This window comes from Parabacteroides massiliensis (assembly GCF_900155425.1).
Classification (GTDB): Bacteria; Bacteroidota; Bacteroidia; order Bacteroidales; family Tannerellaceae; genus Parabacteroides; species Parabacteroides massiliensis.
Genome location: NZ_LT700190.1, coordinates 116,820 through 137,560, shown reverse-complemented (window position 1 = coordinate 137,560; position 20,741 = coordinate 116,820). Strand labels below are relative to the sequence as shown.

Genomic DNA, 20,741 nt, shown 5'->3' with positions numbered 1-20,741 from the left:
TAAATCAAAACTGTTTTTATGAAAGTATCGGAATTCAAATCTCCTTATATCTGTATCGAACAACAGCCGGAGGGCTATGGAGTGGTATATAACGCAATGGGTGATTATTCGGTCATCTTCCGTGTCGAAAACCCTGTGCAGCAATGGTCCGGCGACAAATCGTTGTATGAGGACTTTCATTCCTTCTATACGAACTTGCTGAAGCTGTTCGGAAACGGTTATATCCTCCAGAAACAGGATTTGTTCTTCCGCAAGAAATATCATCATGTCTGCGACAATACGGATTTCTTGGACAACGAATATTTTAAGTTATTCGAGGGACGTGAATATACCGAGACCGAAACGTATCTTATCCTGACCTGTGAGGTTAAAAAATCGTTCTTTTCATACGATAAGGAGGCATGGGATACATTTCGTTCAAATGTTTCACGGTTGCTGCAGATGTTTGACGCTAACGGTTACGCTATCACCGCATTGGACGAAAGCCAGTGCAATGACTATCTGCATAACTATTGTACCATTAATTTCAATAAGGGAGAGGTGGCCTTCGACAATATCAAGGCTACCCGCAAGAAATTCTGGGTGGGGGACCGCGAGGTGCGGGTGATGTCACTGGTGGATGTGGACAGCGTGGATGTCCCAAGCGAAATAGAATGCTCCCGTACCGAAGAGATCGGGGATTTTATCATGCCAGTGGATTTGTTCTCGTTCCTCCCTTCCGTTCCGGAGGTGGATACACTGATTTATAACCAGATATTGTTCATACCGGACCAGCAGGCTGTGCAGACCAAATTGTTGACCAAGTGCAAACGGCATAGTTCCATACCAGACGCCGGAAACGATATGGCCGTGGAGGATATCACCAACATGCTGGGTGATATGGCACGGGTCGGAAAAATGGTGGTGTATTCCCATTTCAATTTTACCCTGATCGGAAGGGGGAATCTGGATAAGGCGACCAATATGCTTGTGGGACAACTGAACAGCCGGTGCGGTATCTATCCGAGCAAGCAATGCTATAACCAGTTCCCGCTGTTCCTGGGATGTATGCCGGGAAATGCGCGGAACATCAAGGATTATGACAGGTTCCTCGTTCCGGCTGACGCGGCTTTGTGTTTCTTCTACAAGGAGGCAAGACAGCAGGACGAACATTCTTCGTTCAAGACTTACTTTTGCGACAGACAGGGCATCCCCTTGGCCATAGATCCGTTCTTCAATATCATCGCCACCCAACGTTGCCGTAACTCCAACAAGTTTGTACTGGGTCCGACAGGTACGGGTAAGTCATTCTTCGTCAACGAGTATGTACGTCAGATTTACCGGAATGGTATAGAAGTCGTGCTGGTGGATACCGGACACTCTTATCTGGGTTTGTGCGAATATCTGAAGGGCAAGTACATTACCTATACGGACGAGAACCCGATTACCATGAATCCGTTCCGTATCAACAAGGAGGAATTCAACGAGGAAAAACGTGACTTCCTGAAGTCCTTGATTACGCTACTGTGGAAAGGTAGCAAGGGTGAACTATCGCAAGTGGAGGACACCTTGATCTCCAATACGGTGAATGAGTATTACAGGGATTACTTTGACAGCGGGCGGGACGCTTCTTATCTGTCGTTCAATTCGTTTTATGAGTTCTCCGTGCCTTTCATGAACAAGCAGATCAGTGAGGCTAATATCCGCAGCTATGCGGAAATGGAGTCATACGAGTATGTGTTGAAAAAGTTCTATAAAGGTGGAGATTATGAGCGCACGCTGAATGATGACATGGACAAGTCACTGTTTGATGAGAAATTTATTGTATTTGAAGTGGATGCCATCAAGGATCATAAAATCCTGTTCCCTATTGTGACACTGATTATCATGGACCTGTTCATACAGAAAATGAGAATCAAGAAGGGGGGTAAGTCGTTGATAATTGAAGAAGCATGGAAGGCCATCGAATCTCCTTCCATGGCAGGATATTTGCAGTATCTGTACAAGACAGTGCGTAAGTTCAATGGAGAAGCCATTGTCGTGACACAGGATGTGGCTGACTTGACCGGCAATAAAATCTTGAAAAACGCCATTGTTACGAATGCGGATACGATGATCTTGCTTGACCAGGAGAAGAATAAGAAGAACTTCGATGAAATACAGAAAGTGTTGGGTATCACAAATTCTGAACTGGCAAAGATATTTTCCATAAATAAGGTCGGGACACTGGCCGGTCGGAACAAGTATTCCGAAGTGTATATCCGTCGTGGGGCAATCGGCGAGGTGTATGCTACAGAGGTGTCATTGGCACAGTATTATACCTATACGACCACACGTATCGAGAAGGATGCAGTCAGACTGTATCATGATGCTTACCAGGAGTATGAGAAAGGGGTGATGGAAGATTGGATGCGTATCCGTTCAGGAGGAAAATCGGACACCGATCCCCGTTTATATAAGGAGCTGCTCGCTGAATGGCGCAAGCATATCGACTTGTACCGGATAGCACTGACTGCCTATATCGAAGAACAAAAACGGACAGGGCTGAGTATCCAGCTGTTTGCCGAGAAGGTGAACAGCCCGGGTTACAGGGTCCCCATTAAAACAAAGGTATATGAGAACATTGACTTCTAAAGTATGGATATGTGTCCTGATTGGATGGCTTTCCGTTGTGTCGGCCTACGGGCAGATTACGGATTCGGCAACGCTGCCTGTCTTGCAGAAGGATGTGGCTGACCAGACGGCACGCCTGGTGGCTATCTCCGGAGTGCAGATAGTGGAAGCGGAGCAGATGGAGGATTTGGCACGCTTTACGGAAGAGTGGGGCGAAATGAACGAGGCGGTGCAGAACGGCTTGCGTACCTTCGGACAGAATGGCTGGGAGGACGGACCGCAGTCCACAGTGGATGTGGCGTTCGAGGACTTCTGGCTGGTGAAGGGACTGTGGAAACAGATCCGTCAGATGGTCAGCCTTTACGGCGATTACTTGTCCGGCTTCGAGCATATGGATTTTGCCGTCAACGCTTTGCGGACGGAGACAATGGACGTGTTTATCACGCAAGGTTATAATACCATTGGTGTTTTCAACAATATGATGGGAATTATCAAGGATCGGACTTCGGCGCATCCGCAGATGACCATTCGCCAGTGTTTTACTAAAGGCGAGGACATGAAGCGGCAGGTGACGTCCATAAACAACGCACTCAAGTGGCAGTTGCGCCGCGTCCATGATTATTCGCTGATGAACAATACACTGGATCCCTTTAAATGTCAGGATATTCCGGCAAAAGGGGACAATGATTTTGACCCGGCTAAAGCAAACCGGATGTAATCAATACTTATATGGAAATGACAGGTGGACATAACAGGTTTTCGTCACTCTCTCTGACCGGTGTCAGAAGGGGACTGGCAATGGCGGCGCTGCTGCTGTCTGGCATGGCTGTGTCGGCACAGGGCGTGATGTTTGTGTACGACCCTTACCGACATGCGATAGTGTCGGCAAACAACAACTCTTCCCTGAAACGGTTCGAGCGTATCGGGAACCTGAAGATGGATGTCATTGCCAACAAGGAGAAGACAGCGGCCAATTATATGGTTTTGAACATTCTGGAAGAGCACTTGTATGCCAAGGAGAAGTCCTTGAGCAACGGGAACCTGGCTTCCATGATGAAATTGTATGAACAGACGGTAAAGGATGTGGCCGAGTTCTGGGAACAGTACCATGAAACGTATGTACTGTCCAGTGATTCCTTGCGGATGAAGTGTGAGGACTATTACGAACGGGCCAAGGCTAATTCTGACTACGAGATGGATCAGATTGAACGCCGGGTGGCCAAGTACGTCCGCGAGTCGGGATTCATCGCGAACAATACGGAACGTATCACCATGATGGAGAATTGTTACGAGCGGGCAAGGGCCGAGAAGATGCGGGTCATCTACCATGGCCGGGTGCTGTTTTCCCTGGCCGTTTACCGAGAGGGATTTCGGGAGCAACAGATTGATGTGCTGAAGAATGTAATCAGATAAATACGGATACTATGACAGGAAGTAGATTAATAGTAGTGTTTGTTTCGGTGTTGACTGGGTTGGTACTGGCAGTGATGCCGGTATCAGCCCAAACAACGAACATCGACATGAGCAATGACACCAAGCTGCTCATGAGACAGATGGAGATGGAGGCCAGCATGAAGTCTATCGAGGAATCTTCCCGTAAGGAGAGTGCGTCTTCCAAGGACGAATACTTGCAGTCGGTGGAGATCCTGCAGCAAACGCTTGACCGTTTTTTTGATTGTGCACCGGGACTGACTACCCGTATGAAGGAGTGGATGACTATCCGGGCATCGATTGAGGTGGCCGGAAAGACCATCTTCAAGAACGGGAATGACTCAATTTACAAGAACCTGACGAAAATGATGAACCGCCGGATGTTCACCTTGCCGGATGCGGCGACTATGCCAGGTGATATGGTATGGCGCAGATACAAGGATGCGTTTATACGCACGGAGAAGGCTTTTTTAGGAACAAGCCGGATCGAAGGAATTGAGGATTTGCTGGACACGGCGGCGGGCATGACTGAGGGGGAGGCAGCTTCCATTAAATCGGCCATCGACATGATGGGCAGCGGCAAGAACGGTAACGGTATTCTGGACGAAGGGTTCCTGAAAAGCGACAAGCTGACGGAAGGCTACAAGAAGGAAGTGGGACGCATCATCGACGATGTGATGCAGATACACAGCTCATGGGTGCCTTCGGCAGACAAGGAATCGTTCTACCAGAAGAAGCTGAATGAACTGAACCGGCTGTATGCGCACGTGAGGGGATCGGACTGGATAGACTTTATCCTGGAGTCCGAACAGACGGATCGGATGAACATCAATGAGGAGTACCGGAAGATATTGGACAAGTCTTTTTCCGGACGTAAAAATAGATAGGAATAAACAAGACATAATACACGAGACTATGAATGAACTGTTTTTTGATAGTACATGGCAACCTTTGCTGGACACTCTTTTGTCAGGAGTGCGCGGGTTGCTGGATTTGAGCCAAAACGGGTTCTTCCATCTGCAGGCGCAAGGTGGGGACACCACCGGTGGGTTTGACATCTTCAGCAACGGTCTGCTGGACAAGGACACCTTTGACTACATGCTGGAACTGAAACGGATGATTACCGCCGGGGACCGCACGGGCCTGGTGGGTGCCATGGCGTACTATGCGAAGGTGATTGCCGGCTTTTTGTGCCTGGCTCATTTTGCGGGAAAGGCTTACAACTATATGTTGGGTGAAGAGACTTGGAAGATTATGCCGCTCCTGAGACCGTTCGCCCTGCTGCTGGTTATCATGTTCTGGGGTGGGTATTGCGATTTGGTACGCTGGCCGGCAGCCCAGTTGGAAGGAACGGCGTATGCGCAGATTTACGCCAAGAACCAGGAAATCGGACAGCTGGCTTCCGAACGGTGGGAACAGATTGATATCCTGACGGGACGTATCTACACCAAGGCGGCCATGGTCGATAATGCCATGGATTCTTGGCAGAACGAGGATTTCCTGCAGGCGTTGATTTCCAGCATGTCGGTGACGGACTATAACGAACTGTCCCAAAAGCTGATTGCGGGAGGTTCTTGGGTGTTCAAGGCTTTCCTGTGGGGATTCACGTTGATCATCGAGAAGCTGGGACTGATATTTCTTCAGTTCTCAATCGTGCTGATCATCATGATGCAGACGCTCTTTATGAGTATACTGTATATCATCGGACCGCTCTCGTTCGGATTTTCCGTGCTCGGGGTATGGCGTAGCAGCTGGTCGGCATGGACGGCACGTTACCTCAGTGTGACATTCTACTCTGTCATCCTGTTTGTGGCACTGTCTGTGATTTATACCATTTTGGGATACACGCTGGAGCGTGAGATACAATACCTGACGGATTTGGTGGCCAAGACGGAGGATCCGCTGAAGGACTGGGATGAGTTCTATGAGTATGCGGGCGCCATGACGGGCCAGGCTTGTATGTTTGTCGTGTGTATCATGGCAGCGTGCGGTGCGACCATGTATGTGCCGGTTTGTTCGTCTTGGATTATCGAGACATCAGGAACGGCTCCGGCAGCTACAGGTGTCACTGCCGGTGTAGGTATCGTGACAATGGGCGCTTCCAGCGTGGTCCGTGCAGGCGGCTCTGTTATCAAGGGTATGGGCAGTACTATAGGAGGGGGGCAATCCTGATAATGCCCCGCAATAATAATGTTAGTCGAATAATCTAAATAGCATAGTTATGTTTGTAAGAAATATAGAGCAAAAACAGAAGTTGGTACTGGTGGTTTGTATCATCATGGGAATCGTGACGGTTGTCACTTCCATAGGTTCAATGATATATGCGGATGTCCGCATCTCCAAATCGGAGTCGCGCATCTATGTGCTGGACGCGAATTATAATGCTTTCTCGGCTGTGCGGTCCAATGGTGGGCTGACCATGGAAATGGAGGTGAAAGGGCTGGTCGAGGATTTTCACTCCCTGTTTTACACCCTGGGCCCGGACAACGAGTTCATCAAGAAGAACATGGAGCGAGCCAACTACCTCTGTGACCAGTCGGCATACCGACAGTACATGAATATGCGCGAGCGTGGCTATTATAACGAGCTGGTGAAGAATAACATGCACTCCTGGCTGATGACGGACAGCATCCAGTTTGACAAGAACCAGATGACTTTCCGATATTGGGGAACCATCCGCTTTGACCGCCGTAATGGGGGAACCTACTACAAGCTGATTACCAGTGGTAAGATTCAGGTGCAGCCTCGTACGGAGAATAACATCCATGGACTGATGATCCGTAACTGGATGGTGGAGGATTACAGTTCTTTTCGTTCTGAAAACGGTAATAATTGATCTATGGGTTTGCTTGGGCTGAAACGGAAAAGATCTCCGGAGGAACAGAAGGAGTACGAGAAGAAGGTGTTTGAGACAACCCGGGACATGACGGTTGCCATAACCGAAAAGGTGTTCCGGTTTACCCATATAGATAAGGGTATACAACGCCTTCAGTTGATTACCGAACGCTATTCCCGGGTGACGGTGGCTCTCATGGGCGGTACCATGACGGCGATACTGCTGTACTTTATCGCTTTAGGGAACCGGCCTTCCCCGGACAGCACTGACCCGTTGGCTTTGGATTCCGTGGCGGGCAGGGTGATGGGCTTTTCCTCCGGGTATGGGGAGGTGTTCAAGACCAATACCCCGAAGGATTTCGTGGAACAGGTTGTGCGTGAGATGAAAATCGATACGGTGCGCTACCGGACAGACAGCCTGTACAGGATAGAAACGAACCGGGAGTTCATTATCCGCTACGGAAAGTTTGACGAATCGGTAATCAGACCGCCGGAGAAGGTGGACAGTGTAATGTTGACTACAAAGTAATATTTAACCAGATAAACAGAACTGATTATGGGAAGAATAGATTTTTCAAAGTTGGCAAGGCAGCCCAAATATGCGCTACCGATAATTGTCCTGCCTTTTGTGCTGCTCCTTGGCGGTGTTTTGGTGGGGACCGCAGAGGAAGATGAAAAGGTAGAGCCGTCGGCGGCAGAAGTGGTGGTGGACCTGCCCGATGCTGTCGAGCAGAACGAGCTGTCCAAAAGTGAGCTGATGGAACAGCGTATCCGCGAGGAAGAAGCGGACAGACGCGCATACAATGACTCCATAGCGGCAGTCGAACAGGCACGCAAACTGGATTCGATAATGAAGGCTTCACAGATGTCAACCAGACGGCAGAGGGAATCCGTGCGACGGGTGAATGATCGATCAAACCGCTCTTCATCGCAGTCTTCACGAAGCACCAGCCGTTCAAACAACAAACCGCAGGAAGAGGAACTGTCTGAGTTCGAAAAGTTCAAGGCTGAAATGGAGATGTTGGACAGACTGGCAAATCCGGAAAAGGCTGTGGAAGAGAAACCGAAGATAACAAACCCTAATAAGTCTAAGGACCCGGAACCGAAAACGGTGACAAAGGCTTCCGTCGAAGAGAGCGAGTACTTCAACACGCTACGCGACAAACGCCAGCCCAGCCATATTCATGCTATGGTGGATGAAGTGGTAAAGGGCAAACAGGGCTCCCGTGTCCGTATCCGGTTGAGTGATGACATCGAGGTGGACGGATACAAGCTTACAAAAGGGACGTACCTATACTCCTTCATCAGCGGATTCGGTAACATGAGAGTATACCTGACCATCAACAATATTATGGTGGAGGACAAGATTATCCCGGTCAAGCTGGAAATCTATGACCTGGACGCCAACCCCGGACTGTATGTGCCGAAATCCAACTTCGCAACCATCGTGCAGGAATCCGGATCACAACTCACAGGCTCCATGCGGGTGAACGTGGACCAGTCCGAGTCTTCCCGTCTGGCAGAACTGGGTTACGATATGTTTGACCAACTGATCAGCATCGGCACACGCACCGCCGGACGTAACCTTTCCAAGAACAAGGCCCGTATCAAGTATAACACACAGGTTATCCTGGTGAACGGCAACGAGAAATAAAACAAGCTATGTCTAATATAAAAAGGTAAGATATATGAAAGCATCTAAGTTAATTGTATTGCTGGGCCTGATGGTCTTGCCGGTGTTTGCCTTCGGACAGACTAAGAGCATTGATGTGATGGAAACGGTTAAGGTAAACCGTGAGGTCTCCACCCATTTTGTGACGGGTGATCCGATTAAGTATGTGGATATTTCCATGAATGAGGTGGTGGGTAACCTGCCATTGAAGAATATTCTTCGTATCAAGCCGATTGAAGAGAAAATCAAGGTGAAGAACAACCGTGGCGGTTGGGGCGAGGAAGACCGTACCTTTATTGACGGACAATCCATGGGTATCGTCACTATCGTGACCGAACGCAGCGTGTCCCAGTATCAGCTGGTCTATACCGAGATTCCCCAGGATGCCTGCAGCCAGTACGTGATTCCCTTGTCCGAGAAAAGCAGCTACCTGAACCCGGATGTGTCCATGTCCGAGACGGAGATGGTGAAGTTCTGCTGGACTGTCTGGAACTCCAAGGCGAACTATCACGACGTGCGCACCAAGAAGGACAAGATGTTGTTCAAACTGAACAACATCTATACCATTGACGATTATTTCTTCATGGACATCGAACTGGTCAACCAGACCAAGATTAAATATGACATCGACCAGGTACGCTTCAAGATTGAGGACAAGAAACAGAACAAGCGAACTACCACTCAGTCAGTGGAGGTCGAGCCGGTCATGAGTCTCTTTGACATCAAGGAGTTCAAGAAAAACTACCGCAATGTCTATGTGTTCAAGAAATTCTCATTCTCTGACGAGAAGGTCTTCACCATTGAACTTGCCGAACAGCAGTACTCTGGAAGAACCATTCTCCTGACTATCGACTACGAGGATATTCTGAATGCGGATACCTTTAATAAAAAGATTTATTAAAATGTGGATCATAGCCGTCTGAGACCGCTTGGGCGGCTGTGAACTTAAAATTCTAATAATTTGAGCGTTAAATGAATAAAAACGCTCGTATATTTGTTCTTTTCAAAAATTAAGCATAATTTTGCGATTAGTTAAGTAACCAAAACGATATGAAAAAATATATTTACTCCTTAGCTCTGTGCCTGTGCGTGTCCGGTTCTCTCTATGCCGGCAACGGGGAAAAATACATCGGTATCTCCGGCGGTTATTCTCTTCTACGTGCAATTGATGTCCGTCTTTCCTACGAAATGGAATCACGTTACCATGGCAGCCACGAACTGTTCGCGGAATTTTATGACAGCTACGAAAAAGGGGACTGGAAGTACTTGCAGGAATACCGTGGCGGTTATGCCTACAAATTTCCCCTTCACCGAGGCAAAAACTCCACTTTCAAGATGCGTATGGGTGCGGCTTTAGGTGCCGATGCGGAAGGATTCACTTGCGGATTCCAGATGGGATTCGAGCTTAACCGGACTTTTGGAAACGGTGTTCAGGGTTTCATTGCCCAAAACAATGAATATGCGCTTTGGACACGACGCCCTTGGCGTAACGGCCTCTCTATGGGCTTGCGTATCCCTTTCTGATGTAATTATACAATAAACAATAAATATGTATGGTACTCATGAAAAAATTTAAGTTTCTATTAGTGGCAGCCTTCCTTATGTTGGGACTGTCTGCCAATGCTCAGTTCTACTCAGTAAAGACAAACGTGCTCGGGCTGGCTACCGGGAACCTGAATCTTGAACTTTCTGCAACTGCAAGCCGCAAAGTATCTATTCACTTGCCGGTTAATTACAATCCATTCACGTACAACTTTATCGCAGACAATTGTAAGATGAAGAACCTTACTGTTCAGCCTGGTGTACGTTATTGGTTTACGGAATCGTATATGCGTTGGTTTATGGGATTCCATGCAATCTATTCACGTTACCATGTTGGATGGAAGGAATTGTCTGACTATCGTTATGATGGTTGGGGGGTAGGTGGCGGTTTCTCCGTCGGTTATTCTAAGATGCTTTCAAAACGCTGGAACTTCGAGGCTGAATTAGGTGGCAGTTTGATGTGGCATGACTTTGACAAGTACCTTTGCAAAGAGTGTGGTTCTCTGCCTGACCCGGGTCACAAAATCAATTTCGTCCCGACCAAACTTTCATTAGCATTCGTATACCTGTTCTAAAAAGGAGGTTGCTATGAGAATCAAATATTACATAGTGCCTTTGTTTGTGGCAAGTTGCCTGCTGATGTGCGCATGTAGCGGGAAGCGAGCATTTGTACGCAAGATGGAAGGGCAGAACCTGACAGCCGGATTAAGCCAGCCGGGAAAGACCGTGGACACCACTGTAGTGGATGTGCCGCGCGAGGTCAAGTTCAAGGAAAACGGTAAAGAGGCGTATATTTCCGTTGCCACCAAAGATAAGGACGGCAGTGACATCGCCAGTTATACATTGTCTGAAGTCCGCGTGTTCGCAAAGAACAAGACCGTACCCGAACGTAACGGTAAAGTAAATGTGGACTTTATCGTAAGTGTGCCGAAGGGCCTGGTGGATAAGAACTGGCAGGTGCACCTGATTCCGAAGGTAACAAAGGATGTGACCAAGGATTCGCTGTTTTTGGATGACATCTTCATTACCGGAGCCCGTTTTGATGACAAACGTCGTAAGGGTTATGAGAAGTATGAGAATTACATGGAAACAATCATCCCGGATTCTGCAGACTTCGTGAAGAATTTCGTGGATTACCGTCTGTATTACCTTACACTGGACCGCAAGAACTTGTTTGCTAACAAACACCGCAAGAAAGTACTTAGGGATCGGGACCGTTTCAACAACTGGGAATATAAGGTAAACCGCAGATTCCTGCACTATAACCAGTATCCCGAATACATGATCAGCCAGAAGGCAGGGGAGACTCCGACAACGACCATTAACCAGCTGAATGGACTGTCACAGCAGGAATTGGCCTATTTGGGCTTGCAACAGCAAGGTATGCTGGATGGTGTTCCCGTGAACTGGATGTTACGCGACATCAATCTCCGCTATTCGCCGGCCAAGTACAAGAAGTATATTCAGGAGTTGGGCGATGACCCTGACAAGCTGATGCTTTCTCGTGTGGACTCGCTCTTATGGATGGACTTCTATACTCGTTACGGTGACGTGGAAAACAACAACGCACGTAAGCGCAAATCGGAAGAAATGTATGAGAAGTATGTCAAGTTCCCCTTCGCACGTAATGCCCGTCTGGATTCTATCGTGGATAAGGGAAAGGATATCGAATACTACTATTCTCAGGACGTGCATGTGGACGAAGCGAACAAGAAATTGTTCCTGACCTTGAACGGAGACGTTACCACATTGGATGATGCGGTTTACAACATGCCGAACTCGGATACGATTGTATATACTATATCCAACATGCTTACATTCCTGGACCGCGCCCCGCGTTATGTGAAGAAGGTAGTGGAACGCCGTGCATTCGAAAACTATTCGGCACACATTGTATTCCCTGTCGGAAAATCCGAGTTTAAGCTGGATATGGGTAATAACAAAGATGAGATTGACAAGGTGGAAAAAATAGTTCGTCAGGTTGATGAAACAGGTATTTTCGTAGTTGACTCTATCGTGATGACCGCCACCTGTTCTCCGGAAGGTTCCCGGGCAGCGAACGAGAACTTGGCACGTCGCCGTTCTCAGTCAATGGGACAGTTCTTCCGTGGCCGTCAGAATGAAGACATCGAGCTGAGCAAGCTGATTGTCCCGCACTATCTGGCAGAGGACTGGGCGAAACTGGAGGAAATTCTGAATGCAACGGACACGCTGAAAAACAAGAATGAAATCCTTGCTTTGATTCGTGACGAAAAGAACGCTGATATCCGTGAAAGCAAAATCCGTTCTCAATTCCCGGCTGACTACAAACTGATGAAAGACGCATTCTATCCTGAATTGCGTGCCGTAAACTTTGAGTTCAATATGCACCGCAAGGGCATGGTTAAGGATACGGTTCATACAGATGTGATTGACGAGAAATATGCAGAAGGACTCCAACTGCTTGAGAACCGTCGCTACAAAGACGCTTTGGAGATTTTGCTTGACTATGATGATGTCAACACTGCTATCTGCTATATATCCATGGGTTACGACACTCCGGCTTTGAATATTCTGCAAAAGGAAAAGGAAACGGCTAATACCGTATATCTGATGGCTGTCATCTATGCACGCCAGAAAGACTATCCCAAAGCAATCGAATATTACAAAAAGGCTGTGGCTATGGATAAGACTAAGGCGTGGCGTGGAGCGCTTGACCCTGAAATCAACCAGCTGATCCAGGCTTATGACTTGAATAAATCAATGTTTGACGAATAAAAACAAAACCTATATGAAAGCAAAGAAATTTATACCTCTTTTGTTTGTGGCCGCAGCTCTCTCTTCCTGCGACTTTACAGAGGATTGTGACTATTTCGGCTGGTTGCGTGTAGAGAACAACTGGCAGGGTTATAATGATATCCCTTCTTCTCCGGACAGAAACTATGCATTGATGTATAGCGACGATAAGGGTTATCAGGGTGAATACAGCATTGTTCCGAATCTGGAGGGTATTCCCGACACCGTAACCACCCGTATGCCGATGGGCGGTGCCCGTGTAATCACTTTCACAAGACCCAATGATGTCAACAATGACGGAGTGAACGATGAAGATCCGGCATTACCGGTATCCAATATGTCACAGAATATCAAGTTCAAGAACTTGGAAAATTATGACAAGGCAACCGCTTTCGTCGACTATTACGCTGACGAGACAGGCAGTCATATAGCTGAACCGGGACTGTTCTATTTGGGACAGTCATCAACCAATGTAAAGTTTGAAGATACTGAACTGGTGATGGGGCCGGATACAAGAAACCAGATTCCGGTGCTGCAGCGACAGATAACAAAGTTTCTTGAGTTCCGCTTCCGGGTGGGAAAGGATAACCCGAGCCTGCCGAATGTGACTGGCATCCGCACCTCTTTGTCCGGTATCGCTACTGAACTGAACTTGTCAACCGGTGAAGGTGTACCCGAAAGCGCCGTTACTTGTAACTATATGGCATCCAAGGTTCCAGGTCCGGGTGATCCGGGTTATGATCCGGAAAATCCTTCTTCAGACAATCTGGCTGACATCCAATACAAATACCAATTCACTGTACTTGACTTCCTGGGACGTTTTGAGCAGGTGGACAACACCCGTAATATCCTGACTGTATGGGCTCAGTTGGACAATGGTGAAGAACGTGTTCGTAGTATTGATATAAGTTCGTATTTGGCAAACTTCGCTCACCTGTGCATGGTCGCCCGTATTGATATTGACGTTTCAAGCGACAACTTGAACTTGGGGGTTGTTTTTTCTGAATTTGAAACAGGGCTTTGGGAATATTATAACATTGGCAAGAAATAAACACTATTATGAAACAAATCAGATATCTACTTATATCCGCTGCGGTAATGGCATTCGCCGCTTGTTCTTCCGATGTGGAAGAACAGGGTCCGAGGGATTTTTCCGGTACAAAGGTTGTGCCTGAAATAACCATCGTTGACCAGGGAGAGGCGCAGTTTACCAAAGCCTATGATGGTACTGGGTCAACTTACTTCAAGAGTGGTGACCACGTGGGATTCCTTCTGTTGGACAAGAATACACGTAACTTGTACAGCGACACTAAGGAGATTGGTGTGTTGCGCTATACTTTTGATGGTAAATACTGGGGTACCTATGATTCTTATAGTATGACTGAGGATTATTGCGATGTGTATTGTTTTTATCCATATGACGAAGGTGAGGACCATTCTTATGACGGATTGTGGCCTAATTCTTATCGTACGCTTGATACATCCACCAACATTGACTATCTGTGGGGCGAGGCAAAGCTGCCCGCCGGTTCTTCGGGTGTGAATGGTATGACACCTCAGGTACATATGCGTATGAACCATGCTTTGGCACGTGTATCATTCCGATTGAAACGCAAAATGGCTTATGACCCGAACAGTAATATCGGTAAGGGTAGTGTCACTGCATTTAGTGCAATATGCAAAGACAAGGCAACTAAAGCGGTTCAACAGGGTAAAACAAAGTATTGTTTTATAACAGGTGCCGTTAATGGCGGTATTACCCCCATTAGTAATCCTGTTCCTTTTAATACGTTGATAGGTAATTCAATACCACAGGCTGTCGGAAGCACTTTGGGTGGACGGGATGAGTTCATGTCTGTTGTTCCATGTAAAGGAAGTATTGACGTGAATATGACAATAGATGGTCAGACATATGCAGTGACAGTTGACCAGGATAAGACCGGTGGTGAATTCAAGGCAGGTTATCACTACCTGATTACTCTTGAATATACAGGCTCGGAAGTGACATTTACACCAGGTAACGGTGATGGCAATGGTTCAACTGGTTCTGGAAGTGGCATGGAAATTATTCCTTGGGCTCCGGGTGGTAATATTGGCGTGAAAAGTATATCAAACAATTGAATTTAAAAACTATAAGTTATGAAGAAGTTATTATTTGCGGCCATTCTTGGTTCAATGGCCATGGCTTCATGCTCCAATGAGGATACGGTTGCTCCCGGAGCTCCGTCAACGGACGGTTCAAAGTCAAACCTGCGCATTGAGATGATTGTGGATGGCATCTCCACAAAAGGCAATACGGAAGGTATGATGACCGGCGGGCATCCTTGGGTGGACGGTGACCAAATCCGTCTGTTCACATTGGATCATGACAAGTTTGAAGCGGACGGCACCGTAGAGAAGTATTCGGGTGCTGATTTCCTGAACAAAGGTTATAAGTATGTGGCAGCACAGGAAACTTGGAAAAACGTGGATAATGATCCTGTGACCCTGTCTAACCAGAAGGCCCGATTGTATGCGTTTTCACCTTCAATTCCGGTAGCAGGACCGTTTGTCTATAACGGTGACGCTACATTGGACCCGACACGTGTGCCCATCAATTTCAATACACCCAACAAAGTGGATTATTTGTACGGTACACACCGTAATACCAAAGACGGTGTAACGGATCCGGATGGAGACAACACAACTGACAATGGAGGAAGTATACACGAAAACGGAACAAATCTGCAGTATGTGGATAATAAGAACCCGCTGGTTCGTCTGTATATGAAACATGCACAGACTTCTGTCCAACTGCGATTGCTGAAAAATGCAACTGATCCTGAAAAGAAATATACGGGTAAAGGAATTGTTACTGCTGTGGAAGTAATGCAGCTCAAGCAGACTGTCAGCAGCTATGGCAATGTAATATTTGTTCCGGCTGACGGTGAACATGGATCTGCACTGCCTGCTGACGGATATATTGACATCACCAAGACAGAAGACAATATTACACCGAGAGAGTGGAAGGTCGCTCAGATGACAGACTTGATTAACGGTGCGGATAAGACGTCATTCACTTTGAATCCTACTGTTGTGGGAGTCCCTAACTGGAGTACTGCCCAAGTACTGTTGGCTCCTTGTAAGGATGATATGGTTCGCGGTTTTCATGTGGTTGTGGATGATGTTGATTTCTACATCCCTTGCTGTACCGCTGACAAACCAGTAGAATGGAAGGCTGGTTTCATGTATACATATGACATGGTATTGACAGGCAAGGGCCTTGAAATGACCAACGGCGCCGACGGTGAAGTTATCACTGTCAAGCCTTGGGAAGACGGTGGCACAACTCCGGGTGAATTTTAATTGATAAATTATTAATCAGATAAAACGTATGAAGAAACAATTGTTACTTTCACTATTGGGTGTGGGCTTGGTTCTCGGCGCTTGTTCTGATGACAAAGATCCCGTCGTATATCCAAATGACGGGAACCTTTCCATTACGACAAATATCTTTTCCAACGTGAACAACTATGCGTTCGCCAACAATGAAAAGATCGGTCTGTTCGTAACTGAGAATGAAACGGGTGAATGGTATAAAACAAATCCGTATAGCAATGTAATGGCAACCTCGGTCGGTATCGGCAAGCTACGCTGGGATTTTTCCCAGGTTGTTCCGTTGAACGATAATCCGGCATTGGTGTTCGCTTATTACCCCTATGATGCGGATGTGGTGAATCCTTACAGCATACCTATCCAGATTGACCGCGAAGACAAGATGGTGGACTATATGTACGGGTCCAACAGGCAGACCCAAAAGGTAACCCGTGATAACCCCAATGCGGATTTGATCATGAACCACGCTTTGTCCATGATCCAGTTTGACATCTCTATCGACAAGAACCAGCCATATCATGGTACGGGTATTATTGAAGATGCACGTATCGTTGCGTTGGATAATGACGGTAAGTTGATTCAAAACAAGGATTTGGTACAGAGTGGTTATCTGAACTGTATTACAGGCTATATCGAGCCTCTCCATTGGGGCTCGATTAAGATCATTGATTTGATAGGCAAGTCTTTCCATGGAAATTTCAGCGGACGTTACCCCGTATGTATGGTGGCGCCGACCTATCGAATGAGCCATACGGCTTTTATGATTAATGTAGATGGCCGTGAATTCTACTTACCTTTGCCGGAGGGTACCACCTGGGCAAAGAATACCAAGAACCGTTATGTGATTACACTTTCCGGTATGGAACTCAAGTTCGACGGCAATTCTGTAATTGTAGAAGATTGGACCGATGGTGGAACTTCCGGAGGTGAATTCGGTGGCGGTGGTGATTTTTAAGTGAAACGATTTCAGTTTTTCAATAATAAATTATTAAACAAAACAGAGATGAAAAAATTTAAGTTCTTTACAATGGCCCTTGCAGCTATGAGTATGGTTGCTTGCTCTAATGAAGACGAGATGGGTCGTAATAACCCCGGTGTAGGTACTAAAGGTACTGGAATCGAAGTTCAATTTGATGTGGATGGCACTGCTGCCGGTACCAAGAGTAATTTTGAAGGCCTGGTAGGTGGCGATGATAAAGATGCCAACGGTACTGCTTATAATCCATGGGAAACCGGAGATAAGCTGCGTTTCTTTATCACTGACTATGCCGAAGCTGTTAATGGTGACTTCACCAAGTATGAAGGTGCTATCAACTTGAACCGCGAATTGGCATATGACAAAACTCAGAAAGGTTGGTTGTATTCTGATGGTGCTGACCCTGCCACACTGTCTAACGTGAAGGCTCGTCTGTATGCATATTCACCTTCTCAGACAACTTCCGGTAGCGCTTATTACAATGGTGATGTTGCATTGAAACCAAACGCATGTCCGATCGTATTCAACACACCGAACAAGGTTGACTTCATGTACGGTACTCACCGTAATACCTTGAACGGTAGCTCCACTATTCCGGGTGATAATGTGAATGACAACGGTGGTTCTACTGAATCAATCGGTACTGATAAGGATTATGTTGACAACAAGAACAACAAGACCCGCCTGTATATGAAGCATGCCCAGGCTTATGTGGAAATACGTCTGTTGAAGAATGCTACTGATCCTAAAAAGAAATACTCAGGTGAAGGTATCGTTACTGCTGTTGAAATCATGCAGTTGGAACGTATCACTAATGAACAGGGTAAGGATGACTGGAAACCGAGAGCAGACAATACCTTGCCGACTGCAGGTACTTGTGACGCTACTGCCGAAGGTAAGATTAATGTAACTGATAGAGGTGTTTTGAAGATGACAGACTTTTATACCGGAGCTGGAAATACTTGTAATTTCACATTGAATCCTACTGTCGCTTCGGGTACACCTGACTATGGTCAAGGTAAAGGTTTTGCTTTGGTATGTCCTGAAGAGGCTACTACTTCAAACACGACTAAGATGACTCGTGGTTTCCACGTGGTTGTTGACGGTAAGGACTTCTATATCGACGCAGCAGACGTTAAATTCAATGACCAACGTCATGTTACCAACATCACTGAAGTTGAATGGAAGCCGGGTTACAAGTATGTATACAACTTCGTATTGACCGGTAAAGGTCTTGAACTTGTCCCGGATCCTGAAAATCCGAGCACTGACGGTGACGTTGATGGTGATGGTATTTCTGACTTTATCGTTGTTAAGCCGTGGAATACAACTCCGGAATTCAACCAGGAGTTCTAATAGGACGCACTTTTGAACTTATAATCGTTAATATGAAGGCGGCACGGCTTATGTCAGTAGCCGCCTTTATTTTTTTAATGAATCATTCAACCTACTTACTATGGACGAAACTAGAGAACAACAGAAACTATACTCCTTTATGCAGGGGCTCGTGTACTTTTTCCTGATACTTGAGATCATAATGTATTGCGACCTGCCGCCATTGGGCTTCTTCGATGATATTTTGGCACGTATTCGTGCAATACCTATCTATAACAATATCTTCTTCAGCAAACTGCTTATCCTGTTTCTGGAAATCCTTGTAAGTATCGGTTCACGTCCGCAAAAACAACTGGATTTTAATCCTTATACCCAAGTGGCCCTTCCATTGGCTACGGGTATTATCTTCTTTTTCTCTTCGGCACTGGTGATTGTCTTCCGGCCGAAGGATGCTACGGCTTGGTACAACTGGATTTCCATCCTATACATCATCATGTCCTTTATCGGCACGATTCTGCTGAATGTGGGGTTGGACAATATCTCCAAACAGATTCGCTCGAATATGCTGCGAGACCGGTGGAATAACGACAACGAATCGTTTGAGCAGACGTCATTTATTAACGAGAATCCGTACTCTGTAAATATTCCCATGAGGTACTACTACAAGAAAAAATGGCATGATGGTATGATAAATATCGTTAATAGCTTTAGAGGCACACTACTTATTGGGACGCCTGGATCAGGAAAGTCATTTTCGGTGGTTAACAGCTATATACGTCAACATTCGGCCAAAGGATTTGCCTTGATGGTGTATGATTTTAAGTTCCCGGATTTAGCAAATATTGCCTTCTACAATTTTTTGATGAACAAGAAAAAAGGAATCATCCCTGAGTCATTTGAATTCAACGTCATCAACTTTAACGATATCGAATATTCCCGACGGGTGAACCCGCTTCGCCCTGAATATTTACAGACACTGGCCGATGCCATCGAAACGGCAACCGCCGTGGTAGAATCCCTGAAAAAGGGGGGTAATGACAGTGGGGGTGGTTCTGACCAGTTTTTCTCCCAGTCGGCTATCAACTTCTTGGCGTCCTGCCTGTTCTATTTCTCCAAATACACACGTAAGGATGATGACGGCAATATGATACATGGTATATGGTCGGACCTGCCACATGTGCTTGCCTTTATGAATAGATCCTATCAAGAAATTTTCGATGTGCTCTTTAAAGAGAGAGAATTGGAATCCCTGCTCTCTCCCTTCCGGTCTGCATACAACAACAGTGCGTTTGACCAGTTGGAAGGGCAGATCGGTACACTGAAGATTTCTATCTCGCGTCTGGCTACCAAAGAGTCTTACTGGATATTTTCAGGGAATGACATTTCCTTGTATATCAGTAACCCTGCTTCTCCGTCATATTTGATTATAGCCAACTCTCCGGCCACACAGGATATTAACTCGGCATTGAATGCCTTGGTACTGAACCGTCTGGTGCGTCTGGTAAATACCAAACATAACCTGCCATGTTCGATTATCATCGACGAGATGCCGACTATCTATTTTCACAAGATCGACAACCTGATTGCAACGGCACGTTCAAATAAGGTGTCCGTGCTTATGGGTATTCAGGAGAAGGCACAGCTGGTTCAGCAGTATGGCAAGACTGGTGCGGACGTAATTTTTTCTGTTGTCGGCAACGTCATCAGCGGTTCCGCTCGAAGCAAGGATACGCTGGATTGGCTGCAGAACTTTTTCGGCAAGGTTAAGCAGGTTAAGGAAGGTGTCTCTATTGCGGACAGCAAAACGACGATTTCTATCAATGAGAATATGGACTATGTGATTCCAGGCAGTAAGATTGCGAATTTGCGTACCGGTGAGCTGGTTGCTCAGGTGGCCATGGACTTTTCAGAAGGGGACGATTTTCCCCGATATATGTATAACTGCAGGACAAAAATGGATATGAAAAAAATCAAGGCTGAAGAAAAGCAGTATGTAAAAATCCCCAAAGTATATACATTTGGCAGTATTGCCGAGCGTGAGGCGTTCTTGGCAGCCAACTACAACAAGATTATCCAGGATATTGACTTGCTGATTCAGGAGGAAGCCCCCGAGGCTTATGCCAAGTCAAAAGAGAACCCTAATGGTAAGTAATTCGTCTGCGATATATCCTGTAAATCTGATATTTGGTCTTTTTGATTAGTTATTAT

The 20,741-nt window shown here is 46.5% G+C and carries 18 protein-coding genes; all 18 read left to right on the top strand.

All coding sequences use genetic code 11. From position 1 onward, the window contains the following. Positions 1 to 18 precede the first annotated feature (18 nt). The 18 genes from BQ9893_RS07685 to BQ9893_RS07600 all read left to right on the top strand — a co-directional run bounded on the left by BQ9893_RS07685 (position 19) and on the right by BQ9893_RS07600 (position 20,685). Complete coding sequence (locus tag BQ9893_RS07685; RefSeq protein ID WP_075965571.1) at positions 19 to 2,613, top strand: TraG family conjugative transposon ATPase; 2,595 nt, start codon at positions 19 to 21, stop codon at positions 2,611 to 2,613. After that, positions 2,594 to 3,310, top strand: a complete 717-nt coding sequence (locus BQ9893_RS07680) for a hypothetical protein (RefSeq protein ID WP_075965570.1) — start codon at positions 2,594 to 2,596, stop codon at positions 3,308 to 3,310. Before BQ9893_RS07685 ends, BQ9893_RS07680 begins: the two co-directional genes overlap by 20 nt. Before the next feature lie 11 nt (positions 3,311 to 3,321). Then, complete coding sequence (locus BQ9893_RS07675) at positions 3,322 to 4,005, top strand: hypothetical protein (RefSeq protein WP_075965569.1); 684 nt, start codon at positions 3,322 to 3,324, stop codon at positions 4,003 to 4,005. Positions 4,006 to 4,016: 11 nt separating this feature from the next. Continuing rightward, positions 4,017 to 4,910, top strand: a complete 894-nt coding sequence (locus BQ9893_RS07670) for a hypothetical protein (RefSeq protein ID WP_139322579.1) — start codon at positions 4,017 to 4,019, stop codon at positions 4,908 to 4,910. Positions 4,911 to 4,938: 28 nt separating this feature from the next. Beyond that, positions 4,939 to 6,195: a TraJ family protein gene (locus BQ9893_RS07665; RefSeq protein WP_075965567.1), complete on the top strand. Its 1,257-nt coding sequence runs from the start codon at positions 4,939 to 4,941 to the stop codon at positions 6,193 to 6,195. Between the two features lie 49 nt (positions 6,196 to 6,244). After that, positions 6,245 to 6,859 carry a conjugative transposon protein TraK gene (traK, locus tag BQ9893_RS07660; protein ID WP_075965566.1) on the top strand — a complete coding sequence of 205 codons (615 nt, stop codon included), beginning with the start codon at positions 6,245 to 6,247 and terminating at the stop codon, positions 6,857 to 6,859. Between the two features lie 3 nt (positions 6,860 to 6,862). Continuing rightward, entirely contained in the window at positions 6,863 to 7,387 is a 525-nt protein-coding gene (locus BQ9893_RS07655; RefSeq protein ID WP_075965565.1) for a hypothetical protein, read from the top strand. A gap of 27 nt (positions 7,388 to 7,414) precedes the next feature. Next, a complete protein-coding gene (traM, locus tag BQ9893_RS07650; RefSeq protein ID WP_075965564.1) occupies positions 7,415 to 8,512 on the top strand; it encodes a conjugative transposon protein TraM in 1,098 nt (365 codons plus the stop codon). Between the two features lie 34 nt (positions 8,513 to 8,546). Continuing rightward, on the top strand, positions 8,547 to 9,431 hold the full coding sequence (gene traN, locus BQ9893_RS07645; RefSeq protein WP_075965563.1) for a conjugative transposon protein TraN: 885 nt from the start codon (positions 8,547 to 8,549) through the stop codon (positions 9,429 to 9,431). 149 nt (positions 9,432 to 9,580) lie between these two features. Next, complete coding sequence (locus tag BQ9893_RS07640) at positions 9,581 to 10,054, top strand: hypothetical protein (protein WP_075965562.1); 474 nt, start codon at positions 9,581 to 9,583, stop codon at positions 10,052 to 10,054. Positions 10,055 to 10,092: 38 nt separating this feature from the next. Next, positions 10,093 to 10,647 carry a DUF3575 domain-containing protein gene (locus tag BQ9893_RS07635; protein WP_075966078.1) on the top strand — a complete coding sequence of 185 codons (555 nt, stop codon included), beginning with the start codon at positions 10,093 to 10,095 and terminating at the stop codon, positions 10,645 to 10,647. A 13-nt stretch (positions 10,648 to 10,660) separates the two neighbouring features. Continuing rightward, positions 10,661 to 12,829, top strand: a complete 2,169-nt coding sequence (locus BQ9893_RS07630) for a tetratricopeptide repeat protein (protein WP_075965561.1) — start codon at positions 10,661 to 10,663, stop codon at positions 12,827 to 12,829. Between the two features lie 13 nt (positions 12,830 to 12,842). After that, positions 12,843 to 13,898 carry a hypothetical protein gene (locus BQ9893_RS07625; protein WP_122298305.1) on the top strand — a complete coding sequence of 352 codons (1,056 nt, stop codon included), beginning with the start codon at positions 12,843 to 12,845 and terminating at the stop codon, positions 13,896 to 13,898. 8 nt (positions 13,899 to 13,906) lie between these two features. Further along, positions 13,907 to 14,968: a fimbrillin family protein gene (locus tag BQ9893_RS07620; RefSeq protein ID WP_081415404.1), complete on the top strand. Its 1,062-nt coding sequence runs from the start codon at positions 13,907 to 13,909 to the stop codon at positions 14,966 to 14,968. Positions 14,969 to 14,986: 18 nt separating this feature from the next. Further along, positions 14,987 to 16,192 (top strand): fimbrillin family protein, encoded by a 1,206-nt coding sequence (locus BQ9893_RS07615; RefSeq protein ID WP_075965558.1) that lies wholly within the window; start codon positions 14,987 to 14,989, stop codon positions 16,190 to 16,192. Positions 16,193 to 16,220: 28 nt separating this feature from the next. Next, entirely contained in the window at positions 16,221 to 17,177 is a 957-nt protein-coding gene (locus BQ9893_RS07610; RefSeq protein ID WP_081415403.1) for a fimbrillin family protein, read from the top strand. Positions 17,178 to 17,225: 48 nt separating this feature from the next. Continuing rightward, positions 17,226 to 18,554, top strand: a complete 1,329-nt coding sequence (locus BQ9893_RS07605) for a fimbrillin family protein (RefSeq protein WP_075965556.1) — start codon at positions 17,226 to 17,228, stop codon at positions 18,552 to 18,554. A 100-nt stretch (positions 18,555 to 18,654) separates the two neighbouring features. After that, a complete protein-coding gene (locus tag BQ9893_RS07600; RefSeq protein ID WP_075965555.1) occupies positions 18,655 to 20,685 on the top strand; it encodes a type IV secretion system DNA-binding domain-containing protein in 2,031 nt (676 codons plus the stop codon). Positions 20,686 to 20,741 lie beyond the last annotated feature (56 nt).

Bases quoted from the DNA above. Each gene is read 5' to 3' on its own strand.
- BQ9893_RS07640 (WP_075965562.1), top strand. From the start codon at position 9,581: ATGAAAAAATATATTTACTCCTTAGCTCTGTGCCTGTGCGTGTCCGGT.
- BQ9893_RS07620 (WP_081415404.1), top strand. From the start codon at position 13,907: ATGAAACAAATCAGATATCTACTTATATCCGCTGCGGTAATGGCATTC.
- BQ9893_RS07630 (WP_075965561.1), top strand. From the start codon at position 10,661: ATGAGAATCAAATATTACATAGTGCCTTTGTTTGTGGCAAGTTGCCTG.
- traN (WP_075965563.1), top strand. From the start codon at position 8,547: ATGAAAGCATCTAAGTTAATTGTATTGCTGGGCCTGATGGTCTTGCCG.
- BQ9893_RS07655 (WP_075965565.1), top strand. From the start codon at position 6,863: ATGGGTTTGCTTGGGCTGAAACGGAAAAGATCTCCGGAGGAACAGAAG.
- BQ9893_RS07635 (WP_075966078.1), top strand. From the start codon at position 10,093: ATGAAAAAATTTAAGTTTCTATTAGTGGCAGCCTTCCTTATGTTGGGA.
- BQ9893_RS07605 (WP_075965556.1), top strand. From the start codon at position 17,226: ATGAAAAAATTTAAGTTCTTTACAATGGCCCTTGCAGCTATGAGTATG.
- BQ9893_RS07670 (WP_139322579.1), top strand. From the start codon at position 4,017: ATGACAGGAAGTAGATTAATAGTAGTGTTTGTTTCGGTGTTGACTGGG.
- traM (WP_075965564.1), top strand. From the start codon at position 7,415: ATGGGAAGAATAGATTTTTCAAAGTTGGCAAGGCAGCCCAAATATGCG.
- BQ9893_RS07610 (WP_081415403.1), top strand. From the start codon at position 16,221: ATGAAGAAACAATTGTTACTTTCACTATTGGGTGTGGGCTTGGTTCTC.
- traK (WP_075965566.1), top strand. From the start codon at position 6,245: ATGTTTGTAAGAAATATAGAGCAAAAACAGAAGTTGGTACTGGTGGTT.
- BQ9893_RS07625 (WP_122298305.1), top strand. From the start codon at position 12,843: ATGAAAGCAAAGAAATTTATACCTCTTTTGTTTGTGGCCGCAGCTCTC.
- BQ9893_RS07680 (WP_075965570.1), top strand. From the start codon at position 2,594: ATGAGAACATTGACTTCTAAAGTATGGATATGTGTCCTGATTGGATGG.
- BQ9893_RS07665 (WP_075965567.1), top strand. From the start codon at position 4,939: ATGAATGAACTGTTTTTTGATAGTACATGGCAACCTTTGCTGGACACT.
- BQ9893_RS07685 (WP_075965571.1), top strand. From the start codon at position 19: ATGAAAGTATCGGAATTCAAATCTCCTTATATCTGTATCGAACAACAG.
- BQ9893_RS07600 (WP_075965555.1), top strand. From the start codon at position 18,655: ATGGACGAAACTAGAGAACAACAGAAACTATACTCCTTTATGCAGGGG.
- BQ9893_RS07615 (WP_075965558.1), top strand. From the start codon at position 14,987: ATGAAGAAGTTATTATTTGCGGCCATTCTTGGTTCAATGGCCATGGCT.
- BQ9893_RS07675 (WP_075965569.1), top strand. From the start codon at position 3,322: ATGGAAATGACAGGTGGACATAACAGGTTTTCGTCACTCTCTCTGACC.